At 37.9% G+C, this 12124-nt stretch carries 11 protein-coding genes; all 11 read left to right on the top strand.

Annotated elements, in window-relative coordinates:
* The first annotated feature begins 47 nt into the window (after positions 1 to 47).
* The 11 genes from H3R25_RS05360 (at position 48) to H3R25_RS05310 (ending at position 12122) form a co-directional block, all read left to right on the top strand.
* Positions 48 to 500, top strand: coding sequence for a MarR family winged helix-turn-helix transcriptional regulator (locus H3R25_RS05360; protein ID WP_122036093.1), 453 nt, complete (start codon positions 48 to 50; stop codon positions 498 to 500).
* Between the two features lie 57 nt (positions 501 to 557).
* A complete protein-coding gene (locus tag H3R25_RS05355) occupies positions 558 to 1964 on the top strand; it encodes an MDR family MFS transporter (RefSeq protein ID WP_198194505.1) in 1407 nt (468 codons plus the stop codon).
* A 166-nt stretch (positions 1965 to 2130) separates the two neighbouring features.
* Positions 2131 to 2886, top strand: a complete 756-nt coding sequence (locus tag H3R25_RS05350) for a DeoR/GlpR family DNA-binding transcription regulator (RefSeq protein WP_198194504.1) — start codon at positions 2131 to 2133, stop codon at positions 2884 to 2886.
* Positions 2886 to 3800 carry a 1-phosphofructokinase gene (gene pfkB, locus H3R25_RS05345; protein ID WP_198183309.1) on the top strand — a complete coding sequence of 305 codons (915 nt, stop codon included), beginning with the start codon at positions 2886 to 2888 and terminating at the stop codon, positions 3798 to 3800. Before H3R25_RS05350 ends, pfkB begins: the two co-directional genes overlap by 1 nt.
* Positions 3801 to 3816: 16 nt before the next feature.
* Positions 3817 to 5787, top strand: a complete 1971-nt coding sequence (locus H3R25_RS05340) for a fructose-specific PTS transporter subunit EIIC (protein WP_198194503.1) — start codon at positions 3817 to 3819, stop codon at positions 5785 to 5787.
* Between the two features lie 272 nt (positions 5788 to 6059).
* Positions 6060 to 7760: a LytS/YhcK type 5TM receptor domain-containing protein gene (locus H3R25_RS05335; protein ID WP_232354574.1), complete on the top strand. Its 1701-nt coding sequence runs from the start codon at positions 6060 to 6062 to the stop codon at positions 7758 to 7760.
* 15 nt (positions 7761 to 7775) lie between these two features.
* Positions 7776 to 8513 (top strand): LytTR family transcriptional regulator DNA-binding domain-containing protein, encoded by a 738-nt coding sequence (locus H3R25_RS05330; protein ID WP_198187875.1) that lies wholly within the window; start codon positions 7776 to 7778, stop codon positions 8511 to 8513.
* A gap of 156 nt (positions 8514 to 8669) precedes the next feature.
* Positions 8670 to 9119 carry a CidA/LrgA family protein gene (locus H3R25_RS05325; protein WP_198188308.1) on the top strand — a complete coding sequence of 150 codons (450 nt, stop codon included), beginning with the start codon at positions 8670 to 8672 and terminating at the stop codon, positions 9117 to 9119.
* Positions 9116 to 9841, top strand: coding sequence for an LrgB family protein (locus H3R25_RS05320; protein WP_198187873.1), 726 nt, complete (start codon positions 9116 to 9118; stop codon positions 9839 to 9841). The genes H3R25_RS05325 and H3R25_RS05320 overlap by 4 nt, the downstream gene beginning before the upstream one ends.
* 228 nt (positions 9842 to 10069) lie before the next feature.
* Positions 10070 to 10960, top strand: coding sequence for a metal ABC transporter solute-binding protein, Zn/Mn family (locus tag H3R25_RS05315; RefSeq protein WP_198194501.1), 891 nt, complete (start codon positions 10070 to 10072; stop codon positions 10958 to 10960).
* A gap of 13 nt (positions 10961 to 10973) precedes the next feature.
* Positions 10974 to 12122, top strand: coding sequence for an SLAP domain-containing protein (locus H3R25_RS05310; protein WP_370567439.1), 1149 nt, complete (start codon positions 10974 to 10976; stop codon positions 12120 to 12122).
* Positions 12123 to 12124 lie beyond the last annotated feature (2 nt).

Here is a 12124-nt window from a genome sequence, read left to right as displayed (position 1 = left end):
AAAAATAATTTTGTGTAGTATACTACACAAATGAAGTGAGGGAAATCATGAACGTATATTTAAACCGAATTGGTCCTAAAATCAAAGCTGCGAATACATTAATTGAAAAACAACTAAATAATCAGTTTGGAGAAATGTTCAAGGACTATTCTTTAACTGGTGCACAGATATCGTTAATGGTTTTTCTGTATGATGCCAAAGATAGAACGGTGACACAAAAAGAGATAGCAGATATGTTTGTGCTAAGTCATCCAACAATCAGAGGAATTGTGCGACGCTTGGAAGAGAATGGTTTGATTTATACAACCCGCCTTGAAACTGACCAACGTCAAATAGTTTTGCAATTATCTGACAAGGGCTTTGCTCTTGTTGATAAGAACATTAACAAAATTCATGCAATTCTTGATAACACTAATGAACAAATCACACAAGGTTCATCAGCCGTTGAAGTTGAGCAGTTTGAAGCTTTTCTCGATCAAATAATTGAAGGTTTTAAGTAAAGTCATGCTTTATTTCTATTAAATGTAGCTTGCTACATATTGTAAAAGGGAGAAAAAATGGAAAAAGAAGTGAAAGAAATTTCTGGTAAAAAAAGAGCGCTGATGATGGCTGTACTGCTGTTCGGTGCCTTTGTTTCATTATTGGCTGAAACTTTTTTAAATAATGCATTACCGTCAATCATGAAGTCGTTTAACGTGGGACAGGCAACAGCTCAATGGTTAACCACGGCATATTTATTGGTAGTTGGGTTAATGATTCCGATTTCGGCTTGGATTTTTGAGTCATTTAGTCTCAAAAACAATTTTTTAACTATGATGGCAATCTTTTTTGCTGGCTCGTTAGTTTGTCTGTTTGCGCCAAATTTTGAAACTTTGCTATTAGGGCGCATTATTGAAGCCATTGCCGCGGGAGGACTGATGCCATTTATTCAAAATGTCATTTTAATTCTGTTTCCACCAGAAAAGCGTGGAATGGCAATGGGAATCACTGGATTGGTAATTGGTTTTGGACCGGCCGTTGGACCAACCATTTCAGGCTTGATTTTGAAATACGCAGAATGGCAAATGCTATTTATAATTTTAAGCTTTGCCAGTGCTTTAGTATGTGTACTTGCCTTTTTTACAATTCAAAATATCACTGTTGCTCATTTAAGCTCAGTCGATGTGGTTTCTTTTCTGGAATCAATTGTAGGATTTGGGTTGATCTTGTATGCACTGTCAGAAATAGGTAATACTGGTAAAATCACCGTAACTTTAACTTTGATTTTTATTATTGGTATTGTAATTATTTGGCTATTTTGTCGTCGCCAGTTGAAGATGTCTAAACCTTTATTAGATATCAGAGTCTTGAAAAATTCAGGCTTTGATCTGTGTACATTGCTTAGCACAATTAGTAACATTTCAATGGTAGGAATAGAGCTGGTTTTGCCATTGTATTTACAAACAACGCGTGCGGAAACTGCATTAACTTCTGGCTTAGTAATGATGCCTGGAGCCTTAATAATGATTATCTGCAATCCGATTTCAGGTACTTTATATGATAAATTTGGCATTAAAAAACTGTCTTTGTTTGGCTTTGGGATGTTGCTGTTAGGTACTCTACCAATGCTGATTTTCAACACTAAAACAAGTCTAGTTTTAATTAGTTTATGCTATGCGCTAAGAATGATTGGTATTTCTTTTACCATGATGACTACTTTTACTGCTGGAATTAATCAAGTGGATACAAATATGACAGCTCATGCGAATGCTGTTTCATCAACCATTAGACAAATAGGTGGTTCACTTGGGACTGCTTTGGCGATGCTAGTTATAACATTAGGAGCAACTAGCAGCGGTGTAAGCGAAGCAATAAGGTTGGATAATGGCTATCGCTTAGGCTTTATCATGATGTTAATTTTTGCAATTATTGGGTTTGTTTGCTCATTTATTTTGCCGTCTGCGCAAAAAGAATTACGTAAATAGTGAAAAGAAAGCTGTGATGCTAATAGCGTACAGCTTTTTTTGTTGTCTTTAAGGTTAGGAGTTAAGAATAGGCTGCTTGTTTTTGCATAAAAGTGAATGATTTTGAGTAAAAATGATTGATTTTGAATGGAAACGCGCATAAAATACTCTTCGGAGGTGAGGGAAGATGCTAACACAGGAACGTCAAAAGCTGATTGAAAACTATGTTAATCAACATGAACTATGTCGTGTTTGCGACTTGTCCAAACTGACGGCAACGTCAGAGTCGACGATTCGGCGAGACCTAATTCGAATGGAAGAAAAAGGTTTAGTTCGAAGAGTTCATGGTGGTGCACAGTCGGTTAAGAAACTTGCTCATGATGTTTCGCAGCATATTCGCTTCACAATGAATCACGATGATAAGGTTCGAATTGCACGCTATGCGGTTGAGCATTACGTGCATGAAAATGATTATCTTTTTATCGATGCAGGTACAACTGCTTATGAAATGGTCCCATTTCTTGCTAATGTAGCAGGTATAACCATTGTCACTAATGGAATTGAAACAGCACTAAGTGCTGTTGGGCACGGCATTAACACCATGCTTTTGGGTGGCAAGATTAAAGAAGATACTCATGCTGTGATTGGGCAATTTGCGATTGAACAATTGCAGAGCATGAACTTTGCTGCCAGCTTTATTGGAACTAATGGAATTGATCACAATGGTAATCTGACAACACCAGATCCAGAGGAAGCAGCCATTAAGAAGCAAGCAATTGCCTGTGCAGATCATACTTACGTTTTGACGGATGAAACTAAAATTGGTGAACGTAACTTCGCTGTTTTTGGTAACGTCAAACATCTCACCGTGATTACAAATAAACTTGAGGTACAAAGCAAAAAGATTTTACCTGCAAAGGTTAATTTGAAGGAGGCCAAATAATGATATATACGGTAACCGTTAATCCTGCTTTGGATTATGTTATTCAATTAGACAAAGTGGATAGCGGTAATGTTAACCGTAGCAATAATTGCTCATTTCTTGCTGGGGGTAAGGGAATCAACGTTTCTCAAATTCTAAATCAGCTTGAAATTGACAATACTGCTTGGGGCTTTGTCGGTGGTTTTACTGGTAAAGAATTGGTGCGTCAACTAAATCAACGCCGCATTGTTAATGACTTTGTGACTATTTCAGACGATACACGCGTCAATGTGAAGGTTCATGCACAAGACGAAACCGAGATTAATGCTGCGGGACCAAATATTACAGATCAAGAAATTACTGCTTTCAAGTCACGAATGGGTGATTTACAAAAGGGTGATATTGTGGTCTTAAGTGGATCACTTGCACCAAGTTTGCCAGTAGACTTCTACAAAGAATTATTGCCAGAAATTAAGGAAGCTGGTGCCGAGTTTGTCATTGATACAACTGGGCAGGCACTACTTGACACACTGAGCTACAAGCCATTAGTAATCAAGCCTAACCATCACGAACTTGCTGAGCTGTTCAACACTACCTTTGATTCAGATCAAGATATGCTTGAATGTGCACGTAAGCTACTCGATATGGGAGCGCAAAACGTGATGGTTTCAATGGCTGGCAAAGGCGGTTATTTGATTACCAAAGATCATTTCTATCACGCTAAAGGAGCCGTGGGTACTGCTGTTAATTCAGTCGGTGCTGGTGACTCAATGATTGCTGGTTTTGTTGGAACTTATGTTAAGACCAAAGATCCAGCTGAAAGCTTCCGTATCGGAATGGCATGTGGTGCAGCTACCGCCTTTACCAAGGATATTGCTGTGATGAGTCAGATTGAAGCTGTTTTACCACAGATTAATGTAGAGCAACTATCGTAATTAAGGAGAAGAACTAATGAAAATTAAAGATATTTTAGCTCCTGAATCGATGATTATGTCGCTTAATGCGACTAATAAAGAAGATGCTATTAAGGAAATGGCCGACTTAGAGGTCGAAACCGGCATCGTCAACGATGAAGATGAATTCATCAAATCGATTTGGGCACGGGAGAATGAATCAACAACCGGTATTGGTGACGGAATTGCAATGCCTCACGCGCGCAACAAGTCTATCAATAAGGCACGTGTACTTTTTGCTAAGAGTGCACAGGGAATTGACTACAACTCACTTGATGGTCAACCAGTTAACCTCTTCTTTATGATCACTGCTCCTGATGGTGCAGACAATACTCACCTTGAGGCTTTGGCAAAACTTTCAGGTTTACTAATCAATCCTGATTTAGTTGCTGCACTTAAGGAAGCAAAGAATCCAGAAGAAGTTATTAACTTATTCGAAGAAGCTGAACAAAAGAGCGATGCAGATAAGAAGGCAGAAAAAGAACAAGCTGCTAGTCCTGCCTCTTCAACTGGTGAAGAAAAGCCATTAATTGTTGGTGTTACTGCATGTATCAACGGTATTGCTCATACTTACATGGCTCAAGAAGCTATTATTAAAGCTGGTAAAGCACGTGGTGCCGATGTCCGCATTGAAACTAATGGTTCTGAAGGTGTTAAGGATAAACTGACAGCTGACGAAATTAGTCGTGCTAAAGGTGTCATTATTGCTTCAGACAAGAAAGTGGACATGCCACGTTTTGATGGCAAGCCATTAATCAGCCGTCCAGTTGTCGATGGTATTAACAAGCCAGATGAATTAGTTGAAACAATTTTAGATTCAAAAGCTAGTGTTTACCACTCAGACGGTCAAGCAAGTTCTGAAGCAAGTGATGATTCAAAGAAGGGCTTCTGGGGCTCAATTTACCAAAACCTAATGAACGGTGTTTCGCACATGTTACCATTCGTTATCGGTGGTGGTATCTTAATGGCCATTTCCTTCATCGTTGAAAACTTTGCCGGTGGACCAAAATCACCTGCTTTCATTTTCTTAAACAATGCTGGTAACATGGCCTTTGCCTTCATGGTGCCAATCCTATCAGGTTATATTGCTGAATCAATTGGTGACCTGCCTGCCTTAATGCCAGGTTTTGTTGGTGGTTTCATGGCTACCGTTTATAGTGGAGCATACGGCGGTGCTTATGTTGCTAATGTTGTAACTAATGCTAAATCACCAGCCGGTTTCTTAGGTGGGCTTGCTTCCGGATTTATTGCTGGTTACTTAGTAGTTGGCTTAAAGAAGCTGTTTGCTAAATTGCCAAAATCACTTGAGGGAATGAAGCCAATGCTCATTTACCCAATTTTGAGTTTGCTGCTGATTGCCTTAATTATGTACTACATTATTAACCCAATCTTCAGTGCAGTTAACTTTGCAATTACTAACTTCTTAAACCAAATGGGTACAGGTAACTTAGTAGTCTTAACAACTATTTTGGCTGCGATGATGTCAATTGATATGGGTGGACCTTTCAACAAGGCTGCTTACGTATTTGCATCAGGTGCCTTTGCTAACGACCCTCATTCAACTGTTGCCGCTGTAATGATGGCTGCCGTAATGGTTGGTGGGATGGTTCCACCATTTGCTACTGCAATCGGTACTACCTTCTTCAAGAACAAGTACACTTTGGATGAGCGCCGTGCAGGTTTAACCAACTGGATTTTAGGTTTCTCATTCATTACCGAAGGAGCTATTCCATTCGCTGCTGCAGATGCAGGTCATGTTATTCCTTCATGTATTATTGGTTCTGCTGTCGGTGGCGCTCTAGTTGGCCTATGGCGGATTGGTGTTCCCGCACCTCACGGTGGTCTATGGGTATCACCACTTGCTAACCATATTGTGCTTTACTTTGTAGCTACTATTATCGGTTCAATTGTTGCTGGTGTAATTTTAGGATTATGGAAGAAGCCAGTTGACAAGCAAGAACAAAAATAATTAATTTAGATAAATAATTTTAAAATACGTCACCTAGGGGTGGCGTATTTTTGTATAAAAAACTAACTACATAATTTGTAATTAGTAAACAAGTTAATTGGCGGATTTTATCAATTAGGCATTGAATTTGAGCTTTTGGAGACGATTTCTGTGTAGTTTAGCAATAATATGGGATACTAAAATGGTAAAAAGGGAATTTTGTGCACTAGTATCGAATGGAGATTATTGTGTTTAATCTATTTATTCTATTAGCTGAACGCTTAGGAATCATTATGATTCTGGCTTTCTTGCTCGTTAATATGCGCTTTTTCAGAAATCTCATTGAAAAGAGAACACTGAAATCGCAAATTTGGTTGTTTGTGATTTTTTCCTTGTTTGTTGTAGTTGCTAATCTAACGGGAGTGGAAATTTCAAGCTCAAAGGAAATTGTTACCCCATTAATTATCACGGGCTTGCCACAGACGGATTCAATTGCTAATACACGTATTTTAGTAATCACAACGGCGAGTCTTACGGCTGGACCTTATGTTGGGATGCTTGTTGGTTTAGTTGGTGGCTTGCACAGGGTAATCTTTGGGGGTTTTTCTGATTATTTCTATATTTTTAGTTCAGTACTAATTGGCTATTTAATTGGTGTCTTAGGGGACCGAGTTAAGAAAAATAATTTATACCCGTCAACCTTTTGGGTAGCTGTTTTGTCGCTTTTGGCAGAGCTAATTCAAATGATTTTTATTTTTGCTTTTCACGGCTTTGGTTTAATCAAATTGATTTTTGTTCCAATGATCTTACTTAATACGGTAGGTTCATGCTTGTTTATTGAAATTTTGAAGACTTACTTATCAAATGAGCGTCAACTGCGAGCCGTTCAAACCAAAGATGTCTTGGAGCTTGCAAATAAAACCTTACCGTACTTTCGGCATGGTCTTGATTCAGATTCGGCCGAACATGTTTGTAAAATTATCAAAAAATACACCAAGTTTGATGCAGTTGGTCTAACCGATCGTGTTAATGTTTTAGCCCATGTGGGAGCAGGACAGGATCATCATATTGCAGGTGAAGCTGTAATTACCGATTTATCAAAAACAGTGATTGCTACTGGAAAAGAAAAAGTTGCACATAATAAGAGTGAAATTGGCTGTCCTCATCAAGCTTGTCCGTTAACTTCAGCGATTGTTTGTCCGCTTCAAGTCAACAATAAAACGGTCGGGACTTTAAAGCTTTATTTCTGTGAAGAAAGAGAAATGACTGTGGTCGAGGAAAATCTAGTTCAGGGACTCGCGATGATTTTTTCGGGGCAGCTTGCCATTGGCATTACCGAACAACAAACCAGTTTACTGAATGAAGCCGAAATTCGTGCGCTTCAAGTACAAATTAATCCCCACTTTTTCTTTAATGCGATTAATACAATTATTGCGTTAATGCGAGTTGATGTTAATAAAGCCCATGATGCATTAATGGAGTTAAGTACCTTTTTCAGGTCCAGCTTAAAAAATGGGCAGGCAAAAGAAATTACCCTTGAACAAGAAAAGCAGCACGTTGATGCATATACGGGAATTGAAAGTCTGCGTTTTCCTGACAAATTTACTGTTAATTATCAAATTAGTGTTCCTGAAAATACCATGTTGCCCTCATTTTGTTTGCAGATTTTTGTGGAAAATGCAATTAGACACGCTTTTAAGGGAAGAAAGACTGGCAATACGATTGTAGTAAGCTTAGCTGCGAGTGGGGATAACTTAGAAATTGCAGTTAGTGATAACGGTATAGGAATTGATTCTAAGATACTAAAGCAACTTGGAAAAGAACAAATTAATGAAACTAAGGGTAGTGGTCTAGCTCTTTATAATTTAAACCAGCGCCTTATTGGTTTATATGGTACTAGCAGTGAGTTGAAAATCAGTACGGGAGCAAACGGCACAACTTTTAAGACAGAAATTCCGTTAAAATATAGTAAGCTGTCAGTTAATCAAAGCTAAAGGAGAGGTCTTAAAATGAATATTTTAGTAGTTGATGATGAACCGCTCGCACGCGCAGAATTATCATATCTGATTAAAGAAAGTTCAAGTCTGCAAGGACAAGAATTCAAGCTGTTTGAAGCAGAAGACATCAAAAATGCACAGAAAATTTTACTAAAGAATCGGATTGATTTACTATTTTTAGATATTTCCTTGAATGAAGAAAATGGCTTTGAACTAGCTAATGAATTGACGCAATTATCATATTCACCGATGATTATTTTTGCAACTGCTTATGATGAATATGCTGTTAAAGCTTTTGATGTTGGTGCGATTGACTACATTTTGAAGCCGTTTGAACAAAAAAGAGTCGATCAAGCATTGCATAAGGCAGTTAATATTTTGAAGACTGAAAAGCCGTTACCAAAAGAGAAAGATAATTCTGATCGAGAAGTTTTAAGCATCGAACTTGATGATCGTAATATTGTCATTAAGAAAATGTCTGTTGTCAGTGCACAAATCGATAACGGTGTTTTGACCATCTCAACTAACAAAGATAAATATGAAACGCGGAAAACACTATCTTGGATTAAGGGTAAACTAACTTCTTCCTGTTTCATGCAAGTTCACCGCAACGCAATTGTAAATGTGGAAGACATCAAAGAAGTCCAGCCATGGTTCAACCACACTTTATTACTGATAATGAGTAACGGTGAAAAAATCCAGGTCGGCCGTTCATACCGTAAGGGATTAAATGAAAAACTAGGTATGTAGTTTAGCGGAATAGATTTTTAAAAGGACTTGTGAAATTGTCTGAGTGCAGTTCACGGGTCTTTTTTTGCAGTTCACAGTTAAATCGCTTACAAGTGCATAGGAATAGTCTAATCTTAATACTGAAAGCAAACGAGATGTAATAAGAAGGGAAATGTCATTATGAAAAAAGAAGAAAGTCAGAAGCAGAAATCGGCTCCAATATTGGTACAAATGTTGATTTATGCAACGATTTTATTTGTTTCACAGATTATTTCTGATTTGATGCCGAAGTCATTTCCGGTACCAACACCAGTAATTGGCTTGGTTTTACTTTATGTATTACTGACTACTCACGTCATTAAACTTGAGTGGGTCGATTCCTTTGGTAGTGCGCTAATTTCATTAATTAGTTTTATGTTTGTGCCATCCGGGATTTCACTTGCTGCCAATTTGAAAATTATGAGGGAGCAGGGTGTACAACTACTAATTGTCATAGTTGCTTCAACAATCATTTTATTGGTTGTAACTGCATATACTACGAAATTCTTTAGTTGGATTGTAAATAAAGTGAATAGTAGTCAACTTGATGTTGATAAGAGTGAAAAGGTAAGAGGTGCAAAACAATGAGATATCTTACTACTCCACTATTTGGTGTGTTTTTATCATTAATTGTCTTTCTAATCGGTCAATGGCTATTCAAAAAGTCTAAGGGCTTTTTCCTCTTCCAGCCTTTACTTGTTAGCATGATTTTGGGCATAGCAATCCTTATTGTTTTAGCTAAATGCCTTGGCACAACGACAGCTGCTGTTTATACCAAAGCATATAAGCAGGGCGGTGACATTATCTTTTGGTTTATTACACCAGCTACAATTGCTTTCGCTGTTCCATTGTATAAACGTAATGACGTAATTAAGAAGAATTGGTTAGTGATTATTTTAGGATTATTTGTTGGAACGTTTATTTCAATGATTTTAATTACTCTTGTAGCCAAAGCAGTAGGGCTTAATAATGTTGGCGTTAAATCAATGCTTAGTCAGTCTGCTACAACAGCTGTTGCGATGCCACTTACCGCCTCAATCGGTGGCAATGCATCTGTAACTGCAATGGCATGTATTATTAATGCAGTGGTAATTTATGCTCTCGGTAAGCAGCTGGTTAAGTGGTTTAACCTAAATAGTGATCCGCTCGGTACTGGTCTTGGCTTAGGAGCTGCTGGTCATACGATTGGTTCAGCTTTTGCTCTAGAACTTGGTTCAGTTCAAGGAGCAATGGCAGCTGTTGCAGTTGTAGCAACTGCAGTAGTTGATAACCTGTTGGTTCCAATCTTTTCTCATTTGATTGGGTTATAGTTTCTAGATTAATTATATATTTTACATTTACTTACACAGTAAAACGTGTGACTTTGGTCGCACGTTTTTTGTTTACCAGCAACTATTAGAGCTAATTTTGGTTATTATTTGTAAGTAACTTCAATTGCTGTATAATGGTTATTAATAGTAAGTGAAAATACAAATCTACGACTTACTATGTGATAACGGGGTAAAAGCCGATTATTAATTGAAAGGTTTTTTAACAAGATGAAATTTGAAAAATTGAAGAAATTTTTTGCTGTAACTGTTTTATTTGGCGTGTTAGCAATCACCCTAGGTGCATGTTCGCAAAAGCCACAGAAGAGTAGCAGCAAAATTTCGATTATGACAACAACTAACGTTTATGCAGATATTGCGCAAAACGTTGTTGGAAGATATGGTAAGGCAGAAGCCCTCATTAAAAATCCTAGTGCCGATCCGCATGATTTTGAGCCAACTACTAATGATGCCAAGGCTCTATCAAGTGCTGATATTGTAATAGAAAATGGGCTAGGCTACGATAGCTGGATGGATAAACTTGCGTCTTCTGTAGAAAAAGAACCAGTTAAAGTTGGTGAGGACCTAATGGGACGCAAAAAAGGTGATAACCCGCATATCTGGTTTGATTTGAACATGCCAAAAGAGTATGTTAATTACTTAATCAAGCGTCTAAGCAAAAAGGATCCGAAACATGCTGATTACTACCGTGAAAATGGATTGAAGTATTTAGCTAAGATTGACCGAATTAAAAAAGATGCTGCAAAAATAGATCATCAGGTTGATAAGCCAGTTTATGTTAGTGAACCTGTTTTTGATTATGCCTTATCTTCTGTTAATATTAAGGTAGCAAACCAGGACTTTGAAAAAGCAATTCAAAATAATACAGATCCTAGTGCTGCGACCGTTCAAGAAATGACGCATGGAATTGAGAAGCGCAAGATAGCCTTCTTTGTTGATAATGAGCAGACTTCGAGTACGACGGTTAATAATTTTATTAAATTGGCAAAAAAGAATAAAATACCAGTTTTAAAGGTTAGAGAAACGATTCCGACTAAGATGACTTACCTTGATTGGATGACTGAAAGTTATCAAAAGTTGGCTGATGTAGCCAAGAAATAGTTATTGAGAGGGAATAAAAATGAGGAAAATAATTGCTGCTATGGCTGTGGCCGCAGGAATGGCGGCTCCGCTTACGGCGGTCGCAACGGCAAATGATTCTGCGATCGTTCAGGCAAGCTCGATTAATGATATGGCTAAACAAAATAGCTATGGTGGTATAACTTACCTTGATCAAATGCTTCAGCAGCAAGGCATAAAATATAATGATTTTTATGCCAGCAATCCTTTGAATTATCGCTACGGTAAGCCCGAAGGTGTGGTTGTCCACGAAACTGCTACACCAGGAGCTTCTGCATATAACGAAGCAATTTATTTTAACCGTGAGTGGATGAATATCTATTCTTATGTTCATGCATTTGTGGATAAAACTGGTGTAATCCAGATGACTTCACCAGATCATGGTGTTTGGGGTGCTGGCCCAGTTGCCAACAGCCGTTTTTTCCAAGTTGAACTGTGTGAAGATAATAATTTAGCTGACTTTGCCAAAAGCATCAACAATGATGCAATTTATATTGCTCAAATTATGCGCCAGTATAATCTTGCTCCTGTTAATGCTGTTCATACTGGTAAAGGAACCGTTTGGTCACACGCAGCAGTTTCTAAATTCTTAGGCGGGACAGATCATGGCGACCCAGATGGCTATTTTGCTAAATGGGGCTATTCAATGGATGATTTCTTCGACCTGATTAAATATTATTATGACAACGGGGCAACGGGTTCTACGACACCGACACCAACTCCGTCAAAACCTATTACACCGTCAAAACCATCAACGCCTAAACCGACGCAACAACCAAAGCCGATTGATACTAAGTTATTGATGCACAATGCTTTAGTTTATGATGGTAATGGTGAAAAAACTAAGCAACCTACTAAGAAGGCTGGAATAAAGTTAAGCGTTTATGGTACCAAAACTATTAAAGGCAAAAAGTATTTCCAAATTGGGACAGATCAATATGTTGTCGCAACCAATATTGAAGGAAGCTTGCAGCTTTTAACGCATAATGCCTATATTTATGATGGTAATGGCGAACGTGTTGGTACTGGTAAATTCAAACGTGGCAGTTATGTTAGAACATACGGTGGCCGAGTAAAGATATACGGTCGTAAGTATTATATTATTGATGAAGATCAATACATTAAAGTGGGAAATTTTAAGTAAAA

Origin of the sequence: Lactobacillus sp. M0390 (genome assembly GCF_016102085.1) — a bacterium.
Classification (GTDB): Bacteria; Bacillota; Bacilli; order Lactobacillales; family Lactobacillaceae; genus Lactobacillus; species Lactobacillus apis.
The sequence above is the reverse complement of the archived record's forward strand: the minus strand, read 5'-3'. Positions and strand labels throughout refer to the sequence as shown.